At 61.6% G+C, this 20,527-nt stretch carries 21 protein-coding genes; 5 read left to right on the top strand and 16 right to left on the bottom strand.

The features are described 5' to 3' along the window. The 3 genes from H0W47_RS14770 to H0W47_RS14780 all read right to left on the bottom strand — a co-directional run. The coding region (locus H0W47_RS14770) for a pseudouridine synthase (protein ID WP_296925705.1) at positions 1 to 1,037 on the bottom strand (1,037 nt) is incomplete at its 3' end. An 11-nt stretch (positions 1,038 to 1,048) separates the two neighbouring features. Then, on the bottom strand, positions 1,049 to 1,798 hold the full coding sequence (gene scpB / locus H0W47_RS14775; RefSeq protein ID WP_296925707.1) for an SMC-Scp complex subunit ScpB: 750 nt from the start codon (positions 1,796 to 1,798) through the stop codon (positions 1,049 to 1,051). A gap of 103 nt (positions 1,799 to 1,901) precedes the next feature. Then, positions 1,902 to 2,942, bottom strand: a complete 1,041-nt coding sequence (locus tag H0W47_RS14780) for an RluA family pseudouridine synthase (RefSeq protein ID WP_296925709.1) — start codon at positions 2,940 to 2,942, stop codon at positions 1,902 to 1,904. A 17-nt stretch (positions 2,943 to 2,959) separates the two neighbouring features. On the opposite strand from H0W47_RS14780, the gene H0W47_RS14785 reads away from it, so the two are divergent. Continuing rightward, on the top strand, positions 2,960 to 3,784 hold the full coding sequence (locus H0W47_RS14785) for an outer membrane protein assembly factor BamD (RefSeq protein ID WP_296925711.1): 825 nt from the start codon (positions 2,960 to 2,962) through the stop codon (positions 3,782 to 3,784). Here H0W47_RS14785 and H0W47_RS14790 read toward each other — a convergent pair. Both H0W47_RS14790 and H0W47_RS14795 read right to left on the bottom strand, forming a co-directional pair. Further along, a complete protein-coding gene (locus tag H0W47_RS14790) occupies positions 3,747 to 5,753 on the bottom strand; it encodes an ATP-dependent DNA helicase (RefSeq protein ID WP_296925713.1) in 2,007 nt (668 codons plus the stop codon). The genes H0W47_RS14785 and H0W47_RS14790 overlap by 38 nt on opposite strands. Next, positions 5,753 to 5,956: a DUF465 domain-containing protein gene (locus H0W47_RS14795; RefSeq protein WP_296925738.1), complete on the bottom strand. Its 204-nt coding sequence runs from the start codon at positions 5,954 to 5,956 to the stop codon at positions 5,753 to 5,755. Before H0W47_RS14795 ends, H0W47_RS14790 begins: the two co-directional genes overlap by 1 nt. A gap of 87 nt (positions 5,957 to 6,043) precedes the next feature. On the opposite strand from H0W47_RS14795, the gene H0W47_RS14800 reads away from it, so the two are divergent. Continuing rightward, the gene (locus H0W47_RS14800; protein ID WP_296925714.1) at positions 6,044 to 6,802 is read left to right on the top strand and encodes a protein phosphatase 2C domain-containing protein; all 759 of its coding nucleotides are present in this window, start codon (positions 6,044 to 6,046) and stop codon (positions 6,800 to 6,802) included. 5 nt (positions 6,803 to 6,807) lie between these two features. On the opposite strand, the gene H0W47_RS14805 is transcribed toward H0W47_RS14800, so the two are convergent. The 6 genes from H0W47_RS14805 to H0W47_RS14830 form a co-directional block, all read right to left on the bottom strand. Next, positions 6,808 to 7,452, bottom strand: a complete 645-nt coding sequence (locus H0W47_RS14805; protein WP_296925717.1) for a hypothetical protein — start codon at positions 7,450 to 7,452, stop codon at positions 6,808 to 6,810. Further along, positions 7,449 to 8,546, bottom strand: a complete 1,098-nt coding sequence (gene zapE, locus H0W47_RS14810; protein ID WP_296925718.1) for a cell division protein ZapE — start codon at positions 8,544 to 8,546, stop codon at positions 7,449 to 7,451. The genes H0W47_RS14805 and zapE overlap by 4 nt, the downstream gene beginning before the upstream one ends. A gap of 20 nt (positions 8,547 to 8,566) precedes the next feature. Then, positions 8,567 to 9,994 carry a dihydrolipoyl dehydrogenase gene (gene lpdA / locus H0W47_RS14815; RefSeq protein ID WP_296925720.1) on the bottom strand — a complete coding sequence of 476 codons (1,428 nt, stop codon included), beginning with the start codon at positions 9,992 to 9,994 and terminating at the stop codon, positions 8,567 to 8,569. A gap of 120 nt (positions 9,995 to 10,114) precedes the next feature. Next, positions 10,115 to 11,392, bottom strand: coding sequence for a 2-oxoglutarate dehydrogenase complex dihydrolipoyllysine-residue succinyltransferase (gene odhB / locus H0W47_RS14820; protein WP_296925723.1), 1,278 nt, complete (start codon positions 11,390 to 11,392; stop codon positions 10,115 to 10,117). Between the two features lie 65 nt (positions 11,393 to 11,457). After that, complete coding sequence (locus tag H0W47_RS14825) at positions 11,458 to 14,328, bottom strand: 2-oxoglutarate dehydrogenase E1 component (RefSeq protein WP_296925740.1); 2,871 nt, start codon at positions 14,326 to 14,328, stop codon at positions 11,458 to 11,460. A gap of 254 nt (positions 14,329 to 14,582) precedes the next feature. Next, positions 14,583 to 15,206, bottom strand: coding sequence for a TetR family transcriptional regulator (locus tag H0W47_RS14830; RefSeq protein WP_296925724.1), 624 nt, complete (start codon positions 15,204 to 15,206; stop codon positions 14,583 to 14,585). A gap of 83 nt (positions 15,207 to 15,289) precedes the next feature. On the opposite strand from H0W47_RS14830, the gene H0W47_RS14835 reads away from it, so the two are divergent. From H0W47_RS14835 to H0W47_RS18655, 3 genes are read left to right on the top strand one after another with little or no spacing between them, the layout of a single operon-like run. Next, positions 15,290 to 16,138 carry an NAD(P)H-binding protein gene (locus H0W47_RS14835; protein WP_296925727.1) on the top strand — a complete coding sequence of 283 codons (849 nt, stop codon included), beginning with the start codon at positions 15,290 to 15,292 and terminating at the stop codon, positions 16,136 to 16,138. Further along, positions 16,131 to 16,439 carry a hypothetical protein gene (locus H0W47_RS18650; protein ID WP_367265416.1) on the top strand — a complete coding sequence of 103 codons (309 nt, stop codon included), beginning with the start codon at positions 16,131 to 16,133 and terminating at the stop codon, positions 16,437 to 16,439. The genes H0W47_RS14835 and H0W47_RS18650 overlap by 8 nt, the downstream gene beginning before the upstream one ends. Beyond that, complete coding sequence (locus H0W47_RS18655; RefSeq protein ID WP_367265417.1) at positions 16,436 to 16,630, top strand: anthrone oxygenase family protein; 195 nt, start codon at positions 16,436 to 16,438, stop codon at positions 16,628 to 16,630. The genes H0W47_RS18650 and H0W47_RS18655 overlap by 4 nt, the downstream gene beginning before the upstream one ends. Before the next feature lie 49 nt (positions 16,631 to 16,679). On the opposite strand, the gene soxB is transcribed toward H0W47_RS18655, so the two are convergent. The 5 genes from soxB to H0W47_RS14865 all read right to left on the bottom strand — a co-directional run. Beyond that, positions 16,680 to 18,395 carry a thiosulfohydrolase SoxB gene (gene soxB, locus H0W47_RS14845; RefSeq protein WP_296925729.1) on the bottom strand — a complete coding sequence of 572 codons (1,716 nt, stop codon included), beginning with the start codon at positions 18,393 to 18,395 and terminating at the stop codon, positions 16,680 to 16,682. Between the two features lie 123 nt (positions 18,396 to 18,518). Then, positions 18,519 to 19,163: a sulfur oxidation c-type cytochrome SoxX gene (gene soxX / locus H0W47_RS14850; RefSeq protein ID WP_296925731.1), complete on the bottom strand. Its 645-nt coding sequence runs from the start codon at positions 19,161 to 19,163 to the stop codon at positions 18,519 to 18,521. Positions 19,164 to 19,180: 17 nt separating this feature from the next. After that, positions 19,181 to 19,978 carry a sulfur oxidation c-type cytochrome SoxA gene (soxA, locus tag H0W47_RS14855; RefSeq protein WP_296925733.1) on the bottom strand — a complete coding sequence of 266 codons (798 nt, stop codon included), beginning with the start codon at positions 19,976 to 19,978 and terminating at the stop codon, positions 19,181 to 19,183. Positions 19,979 to 20,022: 44 nt separating this feature from the next. Beyond that, positions 20,023 to 20,334, bottom strand: coding sequence for a thiosulfate oxidation carrier complex protein SoxZ (gene soxZ / locus H0W47_RS14860; RefSeq protein WP_296925736.1), 312 nt, complete (start codon positions 20,332 to 20,334; stop codon positions 20,023 to 20,025). A 40-nt stretch (positions 20,335 to 20,374) separates the two neighbouring features. Further along, positions 20,375 to 20,527, bottom strand: a 153-nt coding sequence (locus H0W47_RS14865) for a thiosulfate oxidation carrier protein SoxY (protein ID WP_296925742.1), incomplete at its 5' end; no start/stop codon positions are given.

Genomic DNA, 20,527 nt, shown 5'->3' on the forward strand with positions numbered 1-20,527 from the left:
GGTTTGGGCCCGCGCGGGTCCGCGCGCGACTCAGAGCGGCCGACTGCGCTGGTCAGGGCGAAGATGTCACGCTCGTCGAGCTCCACAAAAGCGCCCCGCTTGAGACCGCGCGGCAGCACCACGGCGCCATAACGGATGCGGATCAGACGGCTGACGGCGTGGCCGACAGCCTCAAACATACGGCGGACCTCGCGGTTGCGCCCTTCGGAAATGGTGACCCGATACCAGCAATTGGCGCCCTCGCCACCGCCGGCCTCGATGGTGCCGAACTGGGCCAGGCCGTCGTCGAGCTGCACGCCGTCGAGCAGGCGCTTCTTTTCTTCGTTGTTCAGGGCGCCCAGCACCCGGACCGCATATTCGCGCTCGAGGCCGAAGCGCGGATGCATCAGCTTGTTGGCGAGTTCACCCGAGCTCGTCAGCAGCAGCAACCCTTCGGTGTTCAAGTCCAGCCGTCCGACCGACTGCCATTTGCCCTGGAACAGCTTGGGCAGCTTGCGAAACACCGTCGGGCGGTTCTGCGGGTCGTCGTGCGATACCACCTCACCAGAGGGTTTGTGATAAGCGATCACACGCGGCGGCGGCGGGTCGATCCGGACCCGGATCGGTTTGCCGTTGACCTTGACCGTGTCGCCGAACTGGATGCGCTGGCCGATGTGCGCCGGCTCGGCATTGACCGAAATCCGCCCCTCCAGAATCAATTGCTCCATCTCGAGCCGCGACCCCAGGCCGGCCTGGGCCAGCACCTTGTGCAATTTGGGGGTTTCGGGCTGCGGCAACAGGACACGTTTGGCCAGTTCCACCGCGACGTCTTCCTCGTCAGCATCGAATTGACCCGTGACAACATCCTCGAAGCAGATAGCCGGCGCACTGGACGGCGTCTGGCGAGGTGGCGAATATTCCGCGGCAGCCGTCGGTGGGTCCTGATTCGCTATCAAATCAGGAGCTACTGGCGCTTGCTGGTCGGTGGCTGGAGCCTTGTTTGACTCTTCAATCTGGGGGGCCGGTGCGGCCGGAGCCGGATTGTCATTGGGGTTCATGCGGTGGTCGCTCAGGCTTGGGTATCAGGAGATGCCTGGCCGCCGGCCCGGGCTTCCTGCGAACTGTCGAAGTCTGCCGGATCGGCAGGGCTGGCTGCGGCCAACGCCGCCTCGGAATCAGTTTGTACTTCAGATCCTGGATGGTCATCACCGGCGGGCTGCGCTGGCGTCTCCAGCGTAAGGCCGTCTTCGCTGGTCGGCGCGCTTGCCAGACCAAATTCGATCTGTTCCAGCATCGACGCCTGGGCGGTGCTGTTGTCCAGGGCAGGCAGCTGATCCAGTGATTCGACGCCGAGATCGTCCAGAAATTGCCGCGTTGTCGCGTAAAGGCCAGGCCGGCCCACGGTTTCGCGGTGGCCGATCACCTCCACCCAGCCGCGGTCCTCCAGTTGCTTGAGGATCATGCTGTTGATGGTCACCCCGCGGATGTCTTCCATGTCGCCGCGCGTCACCGGCTGCCGATAGGCAATGATGGCCAAGGTTTCCAGCGTGGCGCGGGTGTAGCGCGGTGGCTTCTCAGGATGCAGCCGATCAAGGAATTCCCGCATGTCGGGGCGACTCTGGAAACGCCAGCCGGTGGCCACGCGGACCAGTTCCACGCCGCGCCCGGACCAGTCGTTCTGCAGGTCTTCGAGCAGCAACTTGAGGGTGTCGGTCGTGAGCGCCCCGTTGAACAAAACTCCCATGTCGCGTACAGGCAGCGGCTGCTGCGCGCAAATGAGTGCCGTTTCGAGGACGCGCTTCGCATCCGTCGTATTCATGGTCTGGTTCCGAAAGTAATCGAGGATCAAGGCGCCTGGCAGCGCAGTTCACATTCATGCGCAAACACTTTATCTGGGCGCGCCATGTGCTGGTAGCAGAAAACTACTGGTCTTGATTGTATCCCAGCCCTACCCCTACCCCGGCCACGGCCGCCGCCAGATCAGGCGGCAGGGGAGACAGGAACTCCAATGGCGCATGGGTCACGGGATGTTCGAAGGCCAGCCGGCACGCATGCAGGGCCTGACGCGTGAGATCGGCTGCGGTCCGGCCGCCATACACCTCGTCGGCCACCAGCGGATGACCGATGGACGCCATGTGCACCCGGATCTGGTGGGTTCGGCCGGTTTGTAATTTGCAGCGGACCAGGCAAAACCCGCCTGCGCTGGCCAGCCGGAAGATGCCGGTGGATGCGCTCTTGCCGGAATGCCTCTCAAGATCCACCACCGCCATGCGCAGGCGGTTGCGGGGATCACGACCTATCGGCGCCTCCACCTGACGCGCTGCCGGCCCCAGCCAGTCGCCATGGGCCAGCGCCAGGTACTCGCGGCTGACCGTTCGGGCCGCAATCATGCCCACCAGTTGCTCCATGACCTGGCGCTTGCGCGCCACGACCATCAGCCCGCTGGTGTCCTTGTCCAGCCGGTGAACAATGCCGGCCCGCGGCAACAGTCCGGCTTCCGGGTCACGACCCAGCAGGCCGTTGAGCAGCGTCCCGCTCCAATTACCAGGTGCCGGGTGCACCACCAATCCCGCCGGCTTGTTGACCACCAGCAAATGCTCATCCTGGAAAACAATCTCCAACGCCATGCTTTCGGGCTTGAAGGCCTGGCTTTGCGGTGTGGGCCTGAGCTCGATCTGCAGTGTGTTGCCGGCCTTCACGCGCCCAGACGACTTGCTGAAGACCATGCCGTTGAGTTGCACGGCCCCTGCTTCTATCAGTTGCTGCAGATAACTGCGGGAAAACTCCGGCACCGCCAGCGCCAGCGTGCGGTCCAGCCGCTCAGCGTGACTACCGGCAGGCACCACCACCTGGCGCAGCTCGAAGGCGGCGCCAGTGTCCAGTTCGTCCGAGACCTCGTCCGACAACTCCGCCTCGGCGCTGGCGCTCGATATAATCAATTTGCTTTGTACAGAATCAGTCATTAACAGGATCAATTGCGATGTTTTCCACCAAATTATCGGTTGTTCCCGCCACATCCCCCATCACGGCGGCCCTGCTGGCCGGCGTGGTCCTGCTGTCTGCCTGTTCCTCGACAGCCGTCAAGGACCCTACCGCCGCCTGGAGTCCCAACAAGATCTATGCGGAAGCCCGCGACGAAGCGAGCTCCGGCGCTTACGACAAGGCGATTCCGCTGTTTGAAAAGCTGGAAGGCCGGGCTGCCGGCACACCGCTGGCCCAGCAAGCCCAGCTCGAAAAAGCCTACGCGCAGTACAAGGGCGGCGAACAGGCGCAAGCCCAGGCCACGCTGGACCGGTTCATGAAGCTGCACCCGTCCAGTCCGGCGATCGACTACGCCCTGTACCTCAAGGGCCTGGTGACCTTCAACGACAACCTCGGCCTGTTCAGGTTCCTGTACAAGCAGGATTTGTCGGAACGTGACCAGAAAGCCGCCAAGGAGTCATTCGAAGCTTTCAGGGAACTGGTCAACCGCTTTCCCGAATCGAAGTACTCGGCAGATGCCCGCTTGCGGATGACCTATATCGTCAACTCGCTGGCACAGTATGAAGTTCATGTGGCGCGCTACTACTACACCCGCGGCGCCTACATTTCGGCTATCAACCGCGCTCAGACCGCCCTGGCCGAATACCGCGACGTGCCGGTACTGGAAGACGCGCTGTTCATCCTGTACAAGTCCTACGACGCGCTGGGCATGACTCAGTTGCGTGACGACGCCAAACGCGTGATGGAAAGATCCTATCCGCAGAGCGAGTACCTGACCAAAGGCTTCAGGTCGGTTGAGACGCCGTGGTACCGCTTCTGGTAAGCAGGTCCAGGCGTTCGTTCAACTCGCCTTCTGATGCCAGTCGCTGCATGGGTGGCAGTGCCCGCAGCAGGCGCTTGCCATAGCCCATGACGACCAGCCGGCTGTCACAAATCACCAGCACGCCCTGATCAGTCTCGCGGCGGATCAGCCTGCCGGCTCCCTGCTTCAGCGCCACAGCGGCTTCGGGCAGGAAATAGTCGTTGAACGCGCTTTTTCCATCAGCTTCCAGCGCCCTCGATTTGGCTTCCACCATGGGATCGTTGGGCGGCGGAAAAGGCAGCTTGTCGATGACCACCAGTTGCAGCGCGTCGCCCGGCACATCGATGCCCTCCCAGAACGAGGCAGACGCGACCAGCACGCACGGTCGCCCCCCATCCCCATCCCCCCGGCGAAAGCGTTCGATCAGCACGCGTTTGGGCAACGCTCCCTGCACCAGCACCTCGAAGTCATTGGCGCCATCAAAAGCTGTCTGCAGGGCGTCGCCGATGGCGCGCAAGGCGCGCAGTGTGGTGGTCAGCACCATGGTGCGCCCGCCCAGCCGGCGTGCCCATTGCGCCGCGGAAGCCGCCACTGCCGGAGCATGTGCCGGGTCACCCGGTTTGGGGAAGTGGCGTGGCACATAAAAAGCGGCCTGACGTGCGTAGTCGAAGGGACTGCCGATACGCAGCACCGTGGCATCCGTCAACCCGCAGGGACCGGTGAACCAGCTCAGCCTATCATCATCGCCCAGCGTGGCAGAAGTGAAGATCCAGGTCTTTGCCGCCGCCGAGTTGTCGGCAAACACCCTTGCATGAATAGCCTTGGCGATGTCCAGCGGCGACTCGACAAGGCGCAGCTGTGTGCCCACATCCAGCCAGCGCACACCGCCTGGCTCAGCCGGTGCCGAGAAGGCCTGTGTGCGCTCTGCCAGTTCCAGGGCCCGCTCATGAAGGCGGGTGAAGTCAGGCGCAATCTCCGTCACCGTGTTCAGAGCCTCGCAGGCCGCCTGCAGTGAGCTGCCGAGCGCGACCAGTGCAACTGTCCAATCGTCGGCATCCAGCCCTTCCGGAACCGTCTCATTCCATCGCAATTTGCTGCCCGGATAAGCCTTACCCACGGACAGGCGCAAATCGCGTGCCGCGTGCTCGGTAGCGCCCGACAGGGCTTGCCAATCCGCCAGGCCGCGCGCCAGCTGGAGCCCGGTGGCCAGCATGTCGCGCGAAAAATCGAGCAACTGACCGGTAGACAGGTTTTTCCCCAGAAACTGCACTCCGGTTTCGTTGAGCTGGTGAGCCTCGTCAAAAATCGCGACGCGCACTGTGGGGAGCAGCTCGGCCATGCCCGATTCGCGCACCGTCAGGTCGGCAAAAAACAGGTGGTGGTTGATAACCACCACGTCGGCGGCCATGGCTTCGCGGCGTGCCTGGTTGACATGGCAGGCCCGAAAGCGGGGGCATTGGGACCCCAGACAGTTTTCACGCGTGGAGGTCACCCAGGGGATCACCGGGGAACGTTCATCAAGACCCGGCAATTCAGCCAGATCGCCGGTGGCCGTGCCTTGGGCCCACTTCTCCACCTTGGAAAGCGCGCTCAACGAGCTGCGCTCGGGAAAGGCCGGGTCATGGCGGGCCATCTCCATGCGGTGCAGACACAAGTAACTCCCGCGCCCCTTGAGCAAAGCGGTGCTGAGGGGCACCCCCAACGCCCTGACGAGGGCCGGCAAGTCTCGCCCGAACAATTGGTCTTGCAGCGCCTTGGTGGCAGTCGACAGCAACACGCGCTCCCCGCTGAGCAGCGCCGGCACCAGATAGGCAAAGGTCTTGCCGACCCCGGTGCTGGCCTCGACAACCAGCGGATAAGCGCCTTCAATGGCCTGCGCCACGGCCAGCGCCATCTCGGTCTGTCCAGTGCGGGAAACAAAGTGATCAGTAGCGCGGGACAACACCCCGTCAGCGGCGAAGGCCGCCAGAACTTGCGACGCCAAGTTCATCACGCAGGCTCGGGAGGGTCGAGCGACACCGCCAGTTGGGCGATCTGGTCTCGCAACAAAAGGCGACGCTTTTTCAGGCGCCTTAGCGTCAGCTCGTCGATCGGGACGGCATGCGACGTGATGTCAACCAAGGCATCGAGGTCCGCGTGCTCGATCTGGAGTTCAATCAGCCGTCGCTCCGGGGAGTGTAAATTCAGGTCCAAGGTTTTTTTGTCCGCGCGGGCTGCTTCATCTGATAATACGTTGAATACGGAGATATATCGAGTCCACATGACTCGATCCATGCCAAGATGTCCAAAGGTTATCGAATTACAGCGTCCACCGGTATCCACAAGGGAGACCGTGACTATCAACAGGACCAAGTTGCCTTGATCAGCCATCCGCGCATTGCGGGCTGCATGCTTGGCATCGTCGCCGACGGCATGGGCGGACGCAGCGGCGGGCGCAAGGCCTCGGACCAGGTGATGATGACCGCCAGGCAGCTGTTCGAGCGTTATGCGCCGGCCAGTGACGACGCCCCTGCCATGCTCAGGCAGCTGGTCGAGGAAGCCCACACCGTCATCAGGCTGACGGCTATTTCCGCCGAACAAGAGCCGCACAGCACCCTGGCTGCGTTTTTAATCAATCCGAGCGGCGATTGCCATTGGGTGCATGCGGGCGATTCACGCGTCTATCACTTTCACGGTGCCAAGCTGGTGAAGCGGACCGTCGACCACTCCTACGTCCAGACGCTTGTCGACAAGGGGGAGATCACGGACGACGAGGCCAATGTTCACCCGCAGTCCAACATCCTGATGGGCTGCCTGGGCACTGAGGAAGGACCGCCCGTCACCCCTCACTTCATACCGCAGTTGCGCCCCGGCGACTCGCTGATCGCCTGTAGCGACGGCGTGTGGCACTACTTCAGTCCGAGTGAAATGGGGTCGGCGCTGTCCATGCTATCACCGCGGGAAGCCACCGAGTTCCTGATTCAGAAAGCCCGCTCGCGTGCCCATGGTGGCGGCGACAACCTGTCCCTGGTCATCGTCAAGCTCGAAGCCCTGGAGTAAGACCTCTATTGGGGCGTGGGCAACGGCTTGGCCGGCGCTTTGGTTTGCTCGCGCCGCTCTTTTTCGCGGCTTGCCTTGCGCTCCCTGACTTCCTGCTGCTTGTCATTGTATTTTTTGACTTCGTCGGCAGTCGTGGCACTTTGCTGCACGCGCGCTTGCGCCCTCTCCTGCGAACCTTGCGCCTTTTTCGCGGTCTCTGCGGCGCTGGATGCTTCGTTTTGCTTCAGGGTCGCCCGCTCGTCTGCCTTTTCTTGCGACCGCTTGATGCGGTCGCGCGTTTCCTGCAATGCCTGCTGACGGCGCTCGGCGGCCTGCTGCAGGGCTTCCTCAGACGATTTTTCTTCCGTTTTCTGAATCTGGGCGGCGGCCGCTTCCTTGCGCTCCCGGTCATTCAAGGCAACCTCCTGTTGACGCAACAGGGCCAGCGCTTCCCGCCGCCGAGACTGGACTTCCTTGAGACAGCGGTTAGTGAAAAACTTCTTGTAGCAAGCAGCATCTTCCACGTCGAAACCGGTCTCCAGGGCCAGCCGTTCGGTATTGATGCGTTCGCGCTCATTTTGCGCAGCCGCAGGGAAGAGGTCTTCCCTCGGCTGCGCCATAGCCATGGGAATGGCAATCAGGGCGAGCAGCAACAAAAGTGTTTTTTTCATGTCAAGGTGGTATCCACGTCACGCCGTTCAGTAGCAAGAAATTCTGCGGATTGCATCTCGTTGAGCCTGGAAACAGTTCTGGGGAACTCGTGGGCCAAGGGGCCCTCGGTGTACAACGCTTCTGGAGCCACCTCCGCCGACATGATCAGTTTGACACGTCGGTCGTAAAGCACGTCTATCAGCCAGGTAAAGCGCCTTGCCTCCGAAGCCATACGCACCGGCATGTAGGGTACATCGCTGAGCAACACAGTGTGGAACTGGGTGGCAATTTCCAGGTAATCGTTTTGCGACCTTGGCCCGCCACACAGGGTCTTGAAGTCGAACCACACAACCCCCCCAGCCTTGCGCCTGGCCTCGATCTGGCGGGACTCGATCTGCAACACAGGGGATTCGTCCTGGGACTCGGCCACACGCTCAAAAGTTTCCTTCATTTCGGCGTCTGCCGCCGGGCCAAGCGGCGTGTGATACAGCCGGACCTGTTCGAGTGTGCGCCGGCGGTAGTCGGTGCCGTTGTCCACGCTCAGCACTTCAAGATTGTCCTTGAGCACGTCGATCGCCGGCAGGATGCGCTCCCTGTGCATGCCGTTCGGGTACAGACCGTCGGGATGGAAATTGGACGTGGTGACAAAGCCCACCCCGTTGTCGAACAAGGCGGTCAGCAGGCGGTGCAGAATCATCGCATCGGTGATGTCAGCGACGTGAAATTCGTCGAAACAAATCAGCCTGTAACGCTTGGCAATCCGCCTCCCCAATTCGTCCAGTGGATTGGCGATTCCCTGCAGGTCCCGCAACTCACGGTGCACTTCCCGCATGAACTCGTGAAAGTGCAAGCGCGTCTTGCGCTTGAGTGGAACTGCGTTGTAAAAGCAGTCCATCAAAAAACTCTTGCCGCGCCCGACGCCGCCGTGCATATAGACACCCCGCGGAATGTCCGGCCGGTTGATCAGCTTTTTGAGGGGGTTGGAGCGCTGTTCCTTGAAGGCGGCCCACTCGGTGGCGCAGCGCTCCAGTTCGGCAACCGCGCGCAACTGCGCCGGGTCGCTGACATAACCCCTTGTCTTCAGCTCACGCGCGTACTCCGAAGTGACGGACATCGTGACCCTGGCCAGCGCGCTCAGAAATTCAGCGTGCGTTTGTCAACGGCCAGGGCGGCTTCTTTGGTTGCCTCACTGAGCGAAGGATGGGCGTGGCAGATTCTGGCGATGTCTTCCGAGCTGGCGCGGAACTCCATGGCGACCACACATTCGGCAATCAGTTCGCTGGCCATGGGCCCGACGATGTGCACGCCCAGAATCTCGTCCGTCGCTGCATCGGCCAGCATCTTGACCATGCCTGTGGTGTCGCCTAGCGCGCGCGCGCGGCCGTTGGCCATGAACGGGAAGGTGCCGGCCTTGTAAGCGCGGCCAGCGGCCTTGAGTTGTTCCTCGGTTTGACCCACCCACGCGATCTCGGGGTTTGTGTAAATCACCCACGGAATGGTGTTGAAGTTGACGTGGCCGTGCTGGCCGGCGATGCGCTCGGCAACAGCCACGCCCTCTTCCTCGGCCTTGTGCGCGAGCATGGGGCCGCGCACCACATCGCCGATGGCCCAGACATTGGGCAGGCTGGCCCTGCACTCATCATCGACCACCACCGCACCGCGCTCATCGAGCTTCAGGCCCACGGCCTCGGGATTCAGGCCTTGGGTGTTGGCAACACGGCCGATAGAGATGATCAGTTTGTCCACGTCCAGGGTCTGGGCTTCACCTTTGGCATCGGTGTAGGCGATGTTGACGCCCTTCTTGCTGCTCTTGACTTCGCCGACCTTCACGCCGAGTGCGATTTTCAGACCCTGCTTGTCGAAGGCCTTTTTGGCCTCCTTGGCGATCTGCTGGTCCACCGCACCGAGGAAAGTTGGCAGGCCCTCCAGCACCGTGACTTCGGCGCCCAGGCGGCGCCAGACCGAGCCCATCTCCAAGCCAATCACGCCAGAGCCTATCAGGCCCAGCTTTTTTGGCACGCCACCAATGCGCAGCGCGCCATCATTGGAAAGAATGTTTTCCTCATCAAAAGGCGCACCCGGCAAAGCACGCGCACTGGAGCCGGTGGCCACGATGATGTGTTTGCCGGAAATGGCTTCTTCGGCAGCGCCAGCGACCTGGATGTCGTACAGGCCCTCTCTGGCAGCGGCAAAGGAGCCACGGCCGTGGAAGAAGGTCACCTTGTTCTTTTTGAACAGGTAGACGATGCCATCATTGTTCTGTTTGACGACATTGTCCTTGCGCGCCAGCATCTTCGCCACATCCAGGCCCAGGCCCTTGACCTCAATGCCATGCTCGGCGAAGTGGTGGCTGGCTTGGTCGAAATGTTCCGATGACTGCAGCAGCGCCTTGGAGGGAATGCAGCCAACATTGGTGCAGGTGCCGCCCAGCGCCGGGCCGCCCTTGGCGTTTTTCCACTCGTCGATACAGGCGACATTGAAACCCAGCTGAGCTGCGCGAATGGCGGCAATATAGCCACCGGGGCCGCCGCCGATGACGATGACGTCGAATTGTTTACTCATGCAAAACTCCTTTGTCCCACTTGAAGGGATTTTTCGGGAGACACCGCGGAACCGGCTTTGCCGGGCAGCTGGTGTCGCACCTTTGAGGGGGAGGCGACCGAAGGCCGCCTCGGGGGTGTATCAAATATCGAACAGCAGGCGAGCCGGATCTTCCAGCGCTTCCTTCATCGCCACAAGGCCGAGCACGGCTTCGCGGCCGTCCACGATGCGGTGGTCATAGCTCATCGCCAGGTAGTTCATCGGGCGCACCACGATCTGGTCGTTTTCAACCACCGCTCGGTCCTTGGTTGCATGCACGCCAAGAATGGCCGATTGCGGCGGGTTGATGATGGGGGTGGACAGCATCGAGCCGAACACGCCGCCATTGGAAATCGAGAAGGTGCCACCGGTCATCTCTTCGATGCCCAGCTTGCCGTCACGCGCCTTGGCACCGTACTCGGCGATTTTCTTTTCGATGTCGGCAAAACTCATCTGGTCGGCATTGCGCAGGATGGGCACCACCAGACCGCGCGGCGAACCAACAGCGATACCGATGTCGAAATAGCCGTGGTAGACGATGTCGTTGCCGTCTACCGAGGCATTGAGCACCGGGTATTTCTTGAGGGCATGCACCGCTGCCTTGACGAAAAAGCTCATGAAACCGATCTTGGTGCCGTGCTCTTTTTCGAACTTTTCCTGGAAACGTTTGCGCATCTCCATGACTGGGGCCATGTTGACCTCGTTGAAGGTGGTCAGGATGGCGTTGGTCGATTGCGACTGCAGCAGGCGTTCGGCAATCCGTGCGCGCAGGCGGCTCATGGGCACGCGCTGCTCGGGGCGGTCGCCGAGGTCGTCGACCTTAGATGGTGCCGAAACTTGGGGCAATAAAGTGGTCGGAGCCCCCGTGGGTATTGCGCTGAAAGCTACTGATTTAGGAGCAGATGCAGCACCGCCGGCCACCGCACCCAGCACATCACCCTTGGTGACTCGCCCGTCCTTGCCGGTGCCGGCCACTGAGCCGAAAGCCAGCTGGTTGTCGGCCATCAGCTTGGCGGCAGCGGGCATGGCCACCCCCGCCATGTTGCCGCCACTCGCAGCTGGAGCAGGTGCTGGCGCAGCAGCGGTGGCCGGCGCAGGGCTTGCAGCAGCAGCCGAAGGCGCCGCAGCAGCGACTTTGCCTTCGGTATCGATGCGGGCAATCAGCTGCTCGGCTGCAACCGTGCCGCCATCGGCCACCAGGATTTCCGACAACACGCCGGCGGCCGGTGCCGGCACTTCCAGTACCACCTTGTCGGTTTCGATTTCGATCAGGATTTCATCGATGGCGATGGCATCGCCGACTTTTTTCTTCCACTGCAGCATCGTCGCTTCGGCAACGGACTCGGACAGCTGGGGGACTTTGACTTCTACGGTAGCCATGTGAATTCTTTCGGTATGTGGAAGATAGGCCAGTCACGCGCCACGGGGGCGCGTGCGGCTGGTTCTTATTTGGTCAGGATGAAGCCCTTGAGCTTGCCAAAGGCGCCGTCCACCAGCGCCTTTTGCTGTTCCTGGTGCAGGTGCGAATAACCGACGGCTGGCGAAGCAGAAGCCGCACGGCCCGAGTAAGCCAGCTTCTGGCCTTCCGACATGTTCTCGTGGATGTAGTGCTGCACGAAGAACCACGCGCCCTGATTTTGCGGCTCGTCCTGGCACCACACCACCTCGGTGAGGTTGGGGTACTTCCGGAGTTCGCTCGCGAACGCCTTGTGCGGGAAAGGGTAGAGCTGCTCGACGCGAATGATAGCCACGTCGTCAGCGCCTTTTTCCTCGCGCTTTTTGGCCAGATCGTAGTAAACCTTGCCGGAACAGGCAATCACGCGTTTGACCTTGTCGGCCTTGAGCTCGTGGTTGTCCGGGATCACGGTCTGGAAACTGCCCTTGGTGAACTCGCTCAGCGGTGAGGTCGCATCCTTGTTGCGCAGCAGCGACTTGGGCGTCATGATGATCAACGGCTTGCGCAGGTTGCGCACCATCTGGCGGCGCAATACGTGGAAAATCTGCGCCGCCGTCGTTGGCTGCACCACCTGCATGTTGGTGTCGGCCGACAACTGCATGAAACGCTCGAGCCGGGCCGAGCTGTGCTCCGGGCCCTGGCCTTCGTAGCCGTGCGGCAGCATCAGCGTGATGCCGTTGACGCGGCCCCACTTCACTTCACCGGAGGCGATGAACTGGTCGATCACGACCTGCGCGCCGTTGACGAAATCGCCAAACTGAGCTTCCCAGATCACCAGCGTGTTGGGGTCGTTGGACGCATAGCCGTACTCGAAAGCCAGCACGGCTTCCTCGGACAGGATGGAGTCGATCACCACAAATGGCGCCTGGTTGTCGGCGACGTTCTGCAACGGAACATACGTGCCGGTATCCCACTTTTCGCGGCTCTGATCGTGGATCACCGCATGCCTGTGCGTGAACGTGCCGCGGCCGCAATCCTCACCCGACAGGCGCACCGGGTAGCCACTGGCCACCAGCGACGCGAACGCCATGTGTTCGCCCATGCCCCAATCCACGGGAATATCGCCCCGGCCCATGGCTGCGCGGTCGTCGTACACCTTCTTGACCAGCTGATGCGCCGTCACGGTCGCGGGGATGGTGCTGACTCTTTCCGCCAGGCGCCGCCATTCCGCCATCGGAATGGCGGTATCGCCGGCATCCGTCCACTTCTTGCCGAGATAAGGTGTCCAGTCGACCGCGTAGTTGCTCTTGAAGTTGGTCACCACCGGGTCAAACGTGCTCTTTCCGGCATCAAGCGCGGCGCGCACGGCCTTGACCATGTCGTCACCGAGCGTCTCGCCCATGCCCTGGGCCGACAGCTTGTCGGCGTAGAGCCTGCGCGTGCCCGGGTGTTGGGCGATCTTCTTGTACATCAGCGGCTGGGTCAGCGCAGGCGTATCCTGCTCGTTGTGGCCCAGCTTGCGGAAGCAGATGATGTCGACCACGACGTCTTTCTGGAATTCCATGCGGAACTCGAGCGCAAGTTGCGTGGCCAGCACCACGGCTTCCGGGTCGTCGCCGTTGACGTGCAGCACGGGTGCATCAATCATCTTGACGACGTCGGTGCAGTACAGCGTGGAGCGGCTGTCGCGCGGATCGCTGGTGGTAAAGCCGATCTGATTGTTGATCACGATGTGCACCGTGCCACCGGTGGAGTAACCGCGCGTCTCGGCCAGCGCCAGCGTTTCCATCACGACGCCCTGCCCTGCAAAAGCGGCATCGCCATGGACCAGCACCGGCAGCACTTGCAGGCCCTTGGGGTCAGCGCGGCGATCCATGCGTGCGCGCACCGAGCCTTCGACCACCGGGTTGACGATCTCAAGGTGGGAAGGGTTGAACGCCAGACTCAGGTGCACCGGGCCGCCGGGTGTGGTCACGTCCGAGCTGAAACCCTGGTGGTACTTGACGTCGCCGCTGGGAAGGTCTTCCGGCGCGGTGTGGTCAAACTCGGCAAACAGGTTGGCCGGCACCTTGCCCAGCGAATTGACCAGCACATTGAGGCGGCCGCGGTGGGCCATGCCGATCACGATTTCCTTGATGCCAATACTGCCGCTGCGCTGGATCAACTCGTCCATGCTGGCGATGAAACTTTCACCGCCCTCCAGCGAGAAACGCTTCTGGCCGACGTATTTGGTGTGCAGAAAACGCTCCAGGCCCTCGGCCGCGCTGAGGCGGTCCAGGATGTGAAGCTTTTTTTCCTTGGTGAAATTGGGTTTGCTGCGGATGCTTTCGAGCTTTTGCTGCCACCAGCGCTTCTGGTTCTGATCCGTCATGTACATGTACTCGGCGCCTATGGTGCCGCAGTAAGTCTCGCGCAGCGCATTGAGCAGCTCGCGCAGGCTCATGGTCTCCTTGCCGAAGAAGGTGTTGCTGGTGTTGAACACCGTTTCCTGGTCAGCATCGCTGAAACCGTAGAAAGACGGATCAAGCTCGGGAATGTGGTCGCGTTCGGTGCGCTTGAGCGGGTCCAGGTCGGCCCAGCGGGCGCCGACGTTGCGGTAGGCGGCGATCAGCTGCTGGACGGCGGTACGCTTGCGGCCCATTTCGGAGTCGGCGCCGCTGGCGACCACCACCTTGGTCTGCCCCTGTTTGGCGCGTTCGGCAAACGCATTGACGACCGGCAAGTGCGGAACGTCCTTGGCATTGCTGCCGTCGACTGCGGGAACGTTTTGCAGGGCGTCGAAGTACTCGCGCCAGTTGTCGGGCACGCTGCCGGGGTTGGCGAGGTAGTTTTCGTACATCTCTTCGACATAGGGCGCATTGCCGCCGAAGAGATAGGTGTTGCCCTGATAGGCCGAATAGACGGACGATGCCGCCGGGATTGAACTCATTACGCTGACCTCCGTTTCCCTTGGGGAAACATTAGCTGGCCACAACGGGATGTGGCTGGTTGATTAACCTTCCGCGAGCACGGCTTGACCGATTAGCGGATGCGACTGTGGCAAGGAAGGGCCTTCAGAAACAATGTCAATTGTGCCACTGATCAATCAGGCGGATATCTGGTGCCCTTTGCCAACAGCGGGTTTCATGCGAATGTCACGGTCACGGACGATTCTTCGGGGCTCTGCAAGGCGTCTCAGGGGCTGGAGATTTCACGCCAGGTCATGCGTTTGTAGGTCTCCAGGAGCTTGTCGCCCTCCTGGCGTTCTAGCGACATCGCCAGCCGCATGGTCGCTTCGCCCAGTTGCCAGATCAGAAAGGCAGATGAGGCAATTTTTGCTGCGTCTGCCGCCGGGCTGACACGCTGGATCGCTGCTGCCAGCAGCGCCCCACAGGCACGGCTTTCTTCAAGTTCCAGGGCCATCAGGGTTTTATCGGCCTGCATGGCCGACCAGATGTCCCGCATCACCGGTTCGGCCAGCAGCAAATCGTAATACTGGTCCAGCAGTCCTTCGAAGGCCACGCGCAAGCCGGCGAAATCGCGCACCGACGTCAGCGCTTCTTCGATGTATCCGCGGCATTCAGCGCTGTATTGCGCGGCCAGCGTCTGAATCACCGCACTTTTCTCCGGAAAGTACTGGTAGAGCGAACCGATCGAAATTTCGGCAAGCGCAGCGATCTCACTCATCTTCACCCGGTCGCTTCCCTTCTCGACGATCAGCACACGCGCCGCCGTGAGGATGCGATCGAGCCGCTCAAGGCTGCGCTGCTGGGTGGGCAGGCGCCTGGCGCCCGCGCCCGGCGGTTGTTTAAGTTCCATCACGGGCTTGACATTAAAATGTGAGTGTTTATCATATTGCCAATATGAGAAGTCCTCATATATTAACATTTAAAGGTGGAAGCATGACAAATCAACATTCATCACAAGCCATGACGCTGGTTCTGGGCGGTACTGGCAAAACCGGCCGCCGGGTGGCTGAGCGGCTGGCTGAGGCCGGTTATCGCACGCGCGTCGGATCGCGCAGCGCCCAGCCGGCCTTCGATTGGGAAGACCAGGCCAGCTGGGCACCCGCGCTTGAGGGTTGCAGCAGCGCCTACATTGCCTTTCAGCCCGACCTGGCCGTGCCGGGTGCGCTGGCGACGGTCCAGGCGTTTTTTAAGGTGGCCGTGGACGCCGGCGTTCACAAACTGGTTCTTCTTTCTGGTCGCGGCGAAGTCGAGGCAGCGGCCGCCGAGGAGGCATTGCAGAAAACCGGCGCCGACTGGACCATCCTGCGCTCGAGCTGGTTTTGCCAGAACTTCAGTGAAAGTTACTTCCACGGGCAAATCCTCGCTGGCGAGGTGGCCGTGCCATTAGGGCTGGCCGCCGAACCTTTTGTTGACGTGGACGACATTGCAGAAATCGCTTTCGAAGCACTGACCGGCAGCCGCCACACCCGTCAGCTCTACGACATCACAGGTCCCCGGGCCGTTGGTTTTGCCGAAGCGATTGGCAGCATTGCCAGCGCCGCAGGCCGGCCGGTCGGCTTCATCGAAGTATCCGCTGCTGACTACCGCGCTGCGCTGGTTCAGCAACAGGTTCCGCCTGAGTACATAGATCTGATCATGTACCTGTTCGCCACCGTGCTCGACGGCCGCAACACCCCTTTGGGCGATGGTGTGCAGCGTGCCCTGGGACGCCCTCCCCGGAGCTTCGAGGACTATGTGCGGCGCACTGCGGCCTCAGGCGTGTGGGGCGGCGACCATGCGTGAGGGGGCCGTCTTTGCGCTGCTCGCAGCGGCAGCTTTAGGCAGCGGCGTGGTGGCAGGCATCTTCTTCGCGTTTTCATCCTTTGTGATGTCTGCATTGGGCCGGCTTCCGCCTGCGCAAGGGGTGGCAGCCATGCAGTCCATCAACGAGACCGTCATTAACCCGGGTTTTCTGCTGGTGTTTTTTGGCACTGGCCTGGCGTGTCTGGCGCTGGCCGGGGGAGCCTACTTCTGGTGGGGCGAAACCAGCGCGAAGCTCATGGCCGAGGCGGCACGGTTTACCTGGTCGGCTGCCTGGGCGTGACCGTAGCCTGCAATGTCCCTCTGAACAACGCGCTGGCCGCGCTGCAGGCAGGCTCGCCGGAAGCGGCGGCCCTGTGGGCGCGCTACCTGCGCGAGTGGACCATGTGGAACACGGTGCGCACGGTGGCACCCTTGCTATCAGCCGCATTGTTCGCTGCGGCGCTGTGGCACGCCCGAAGCCCCCGATTGTGAGAGCGTGCCCCTGCGGACAAGGCTTTGACGGCTTGGCTCGCGCCAACCGTCAAGCCAGGCCCGGGTTGCCGGCCGTGCCAATCAGCCTGGGCGTGTTGAGTTTGGGGGGCTTGAGGAGCTTGTGCGCCTGCAGATAGGTCTCGACCACCTCCCACACCGGTGGGCCGGCATTTTTGCTGGCTTCCTGAACCGGCGCCCAGCCAGCCACTTTGTAATTTTTGCCGGCCTCGACTGGTTTGCCGTTGAGGCGCATGTCCTGAATGCGTTCGCCCATTTTCGCCCCCGGCTCGCAGCGGTAACTCAGACCACCCACCCGCACCATGTCGCCGCCTTGCTGGTAATAGGGGTCGGGGTTGAAGAGGTTGTCGCCAACATCTTCCAGAATGGTTTTGATCGTCTCACCACGCATGTCGGTCAGGGTTGTCCATGGATAGGTGATGGCGGTCTGGTCCATCACGTGTTCGCGCGTGATGGCCTGCCCCGGCAACAGCGAGGTGCCCCAGCGAAAGCCTGGTGAGAACGCGATCTCGGCGCCGCGCACTTCCATCAGTGCATCGAGGATCAACTGGTCAAACGTGCCGTTGAAGTTTCCGCGGCGGAACAGCGTGCCCTCTGTCACCGCAAGTTTTTCAGCCAGTTTGGCTTCATAAGGCGCGCGAATGCCGGCGATGAGCTGGCTCATGGCCGGGTCGGCCGCCAACAGCTCTGAAAACACCGGCAGCAATCGGTACTTGAAACCAACAACCTTCTTGTTCCTGACGTCGAGGTCCAGCACACCGAGGAATTTACCGTTGCTGCCGGCGTTGGTAACAATGGTCTGGCCGCCGGGGTTTTTGACGATCACAGGCACCGGCACGCCGTCGTGCGTGTGCCCGCCCAGGATGGCATCGATGCCGGTGACGCGCGAGGCCATCTTGAGGTCCACATCCATGCCGTTGTGGCTCAGCAGCACCACCGCTTGCGCACCCTTGGCGCGCGCTTCGTTGACGGTTTCCTGCATCTCGCTTTCGCGGATGCCAAAACTCCAGTTCGGCGTGAGCCAAGCCGGATTGGCAATCGGTGTGTAGGGAAAGGCTTGGCCGACGATGGCCACGGCCACGCCATTCATCTCCTTGATGACATAGGGCTTGAACACCGGGTCGCCAAAGTCGCTGGTTTTGACGTTTTGCGCGAGAAAATCAACTTTTCCGGCGAAGTCCTTCTCGACGATGGTCTTGATCCGCTCCTCGCCATAGGTGAAGTCCCAGTGGCCGGTCATGACGTCTACGCCCAGCAGCTTGGCAGCATCGACCATGTCCTGGCCCTGCGTCCACAGCGCCGTGGCGCTGCCCTGCCAGGTGTCGCCGCCGTCCAGCAGCAAGGCGCCGGGCCGGCCGGCCTTGAGCTGTTTGACGAGCGTCGCCAGATGCGCAAAACCGCCGACCTTGCCATATTGCTGCGCCGCACGCTCGAAGTTCAGGTAAGTAAAAGCATGCGCCTCGGGCGTGTTGGCCTTGAGGTGCGCGGCCTTCAGCAGATGCTCGCCGACCAGGTGCGGCAGTTGGCCCCGCATCGCGCCCACACCGAGGTTGACCGAGGGTTCGCGGAAGTACACCGGCAGTAGTTGCGCGTGGCAGTCGGTCATGTGCAGCAGGTGCACATTGCCCGAGCGCGGCACGTTGTAGGCGGCGCCGGCCTGCGCGGCGCCGGCGTCACGATGTAAGGGAAAACCGGCGGCCAGCGCAGCGGCCATGACACTTGAAAACTCGCGGCGGGACAGATTCATGGCGTTGGTCATCCTGCCTGTCAAGCCAGGCCTGTGAGAAAGTTACTATAAATTTGATAGCTGCCCACGCCCGTCGCACAAGGGCTAGAGGCAGATTTGAGCACTAAGCCCGGGGGGGGGAAATCACTTGTTCACAGGCGATTGCGGGTCCAGCAGCAGCGCCATCACATGGCGCATCTGGGCTTCGTTCAGGATGCCGGCGTGGCCAAAGCGAGGCATGCCGGAACAGGCGTTGTAGGCCTTGGCATTCCAGAGCTTGCCCCAGGTGTAGTCGACGATGGGCTTGCTCTCTGCGGCAGCGGGGTTGCTGACGCCGCGCAGTTTGCCAAAGTTGTAGAGGCTGGGGCCGATGGAGCCGAAGGACAGCTCTTCCTTGCTGATCTGGTGGCAGTTGTAGCAGCTGCCGCCGTTGGCCGAGCCGGCTGCGTCGCTCCAGGTCATGCCGCGACCGTTTTGGGCAATTTTTTCACCCTCTTTCCAGTCGCCGATGAACTTGCCGTCCGAAGGCATCTTCACGTTCTTCATGTTGGCCTCCTCGATGGCTTTGGCCAGCTTGTCGTCGAGCGCCGCGCCCTGGGCTTCAGAGCAGGCCTTGTTGGAGGCGTCCTGGTCTAGCCAGCTGGTTTTGGCAATGCCCTGGTCGCGAAACGAGGACTTCAGCATCTTCTGCGTCGCTGCAGCCACATCTTGAGGAGATGGGGCACTGGCACAGCTGGCCAGCAACACGGTCGCGGCAGCCAGGACGACTTGTTTTTGGATTTTTTTCATCATGCTTCCTGTTCTATTCAACGCTTGAGTGCCGGTGCGGTGGAAACACCACCTTTGCCGTTGACACCCATATAAACGCCGAGTGCGATGGTCACATCGGACGCATAACCCGGGAAGGGGAAGCGCTGCTGGCGGTAGCAATCGTTGAGTCGGCGCTGCATGCTCCACAGGTCGCCGCTGGACACCCGGTAGGCCGGCCAGGCACCAAATCCATCACCGGCGCCTGGATTTTTGGTCAGGTTGGGCAGGTCCTGCAGGCGCACACGTTTGTTGTCTTCGCCGTGGCAGGACGCGCAGGAAAAGTCGTAAGGTCCGCCGCGCTGGTAAAACACCTGCTTGCCCACCGCATACATCAGCTTTTCCTGGGTATGCGCCTGCGGCAGATTGAACTTCATGCCGCGTGACTCACCCGAAATATAGGCCACGAGCGATTCGATGTTTTTCTGCTCGTCACGGCCAAACGGCGTTTTGGCGATGGCGTCAGCACTGAAACCCTGCAGGGTCTCCATGCAGGTCAGCAGGCGTGACTCCAGATCCTGCACCCGCGCCGTATCGGCAAAGTAGCGCGGCAGCTCGACAAACGCACCCTTCACGACGCCCGGCCCCTTGCCGAGGTTGCATTGCGCGAGACTGGCGTTTTTGGGTCCGCGCGCCTGCTTCCACAGCGCTTCGCCCCTGGCCTCAAAAAGTTCGGCCGGGTTGCCGTCAGCCAGCATGGCGCGGTATTCCGCAATGCCTTCGGCCGTGGTTTTTTGCGCTGCCGCCAGTATGGGAAGCAGGCTCAGGGCAAACAGTCCCGCCAGTTTCAATTTCATCGTGCGCTCCTCGTGGATTTTTTGTTTGTGGCTGCCGGGAAATTTCAGGAAATCACGGCCTCGTCGCTGCGTTTTTCGCCCTTGTTGTCGGTCCAGTTGACGATGACTTTCTCGCCGGCCTTGCCGCCCTTGAAGGCGAACTGCATGAACGGGTTTTTCGACACCGCCGGGCCCCACTGGGCGCTCATGACGGTCTTGCCATTGTGGACGGCGGTGATGCTCTGGATAAACCAGGCTGGCACGGTTTTACCCGATGCGTCCTTGCGCTGGCCGCTTTCCATTTCGTGGCTGACCAGCACACGGACGGTGGTTTTGTCGCCTTGGGCTTGGGCTCGGATTCTCATTGGATCTGACATGTCGTATTCCTTTCAAACTTGATCTGGGAGTGCGGCCGGCTTAACCGCCGCAGCCGCCAAGAGTTACCTTGACTTCCTTGACGGAATAGAAGAACTTGTCGCCGGCCTTGGCCAGCGCATACACATTGGACGATTGCCCCATCTTGACGTTGGTCGACACATTGGCGTCGGTACCAGTGGGAATGTCGAACAG

Origin of the sequence: Polaromonas sp. (assembly GCF_013817205.1) — a bacterium.
Lineage (GTDB): Bacteria > Pseudomonadota > Gammaproteobacteria > Burkholderiales > Burkholderiaceae_C > Polaromonas.

Coding starts and splice junctions, on each gene's coding strand:
- scpB (WP_296925707.1), bottom strand. CDS start 1,798: ATGAATACGACGGATGCGAAGCGCGTCCTCGAAACGGCACTCATTTGC.
- H0W47_RS14780 (WP_296925709.1), bottom strand. CDS start 2,942: ATGACTGATTCTGTACAAAGCAAATTGATTATATCGAGCGCCAGCGCC.
- H0W47_RS14785 (WP_296925711.1), top strand. CDS start 2,960: ATGTTTTCCACCAAATTATCGGTTGTTCCCGCCACATCCCCCATCACG.
- H0W47_RS14790 (WP_296925713.1), bottom strand. CDS start 5,753: ATGAACTTGGCGTCGCAAGTTCTGGCGGCCTTCGCCGCTGACGGGGTG.
- H0W47_RS14800 (WP_296925714.1), top strand. CDS start 6,044: ATGTCCAAAGGTTATCGAATTACAGCGTCCACCGGTATCCACAAGGGA.
- H0W47_RS14805 (WP_296925717.1), bottom strand. CDS start 7,452: ATGAAAAAAACACTTTTGTTGCTGCTCGCCCTGATTGCCATTCCCATG.
- zapE (WP_296925718.1), bottom strand. CDS start 8,546: ATGTCCGTCACTTCGGAGTACGCGCGTGAGCTGAAGACAAGGGGTTAT.
- lpdA (WP_296925720.1), bottom strand. CDS start 9,994: ATGAGTAAACAATTCGACGTCATCGTCATCGGCGGCGGCCCCGGTGGC.
- odhB (WP_296925723.1), bottom strand. CDS start 11,392: ATGGCTACCGTAGAAGTCAAAGTCCCCCAGCTGTCCGAGTCCGTTGCC.
- H0W47_RS14830 (WP_296925724.1), bottom strand. CDS start 15,206: ATGGAACTTAAACAACCGCCGGGCGCGGGCGCCAGGCGCCTGCCCACC.
- H0W47_RS14835 (WP_296925727.1), top strand. CDS start 15,290: ATGACAAATCAACATTCATCACAAGCCATGACGCTGGTTCTGGGCGGT.
- H0W47_RS18650 (WP_367265416.1), top strand. CDS start 16,131: ATGCGTGAGGGGGCCGTCTTTGCGCTGCTCGCAGCGGCAGCTTTAGGC.
- soxB (WP_296925729.1), bottom strand. CDS start 18,395: ATGAATCTGTCCCGCCGCGAGTTTTCAAGTGTCATGGCCGCTGCGCTG.
- soxX (WP_296925731.1), bottom strand. CDS start 19,163: ATGAAAAAAATCCAAAAACAAGTCGTCCTGGCTGCCGCGACCGTGTTG.
- soxA (WP_296925733.1), bottom strand. CDS start 19,978: ATGAAATTGAAACTGGCGGGACTGTTTGCCCTGAGCCTGCTTCCCATA.
- soxZ (WP_296925736.1), bottom strand. CDS start 20,334: ATGTCAGATCCAATGAGAATCCGAGCCCAAGCCCAAGGCGACAAAACC.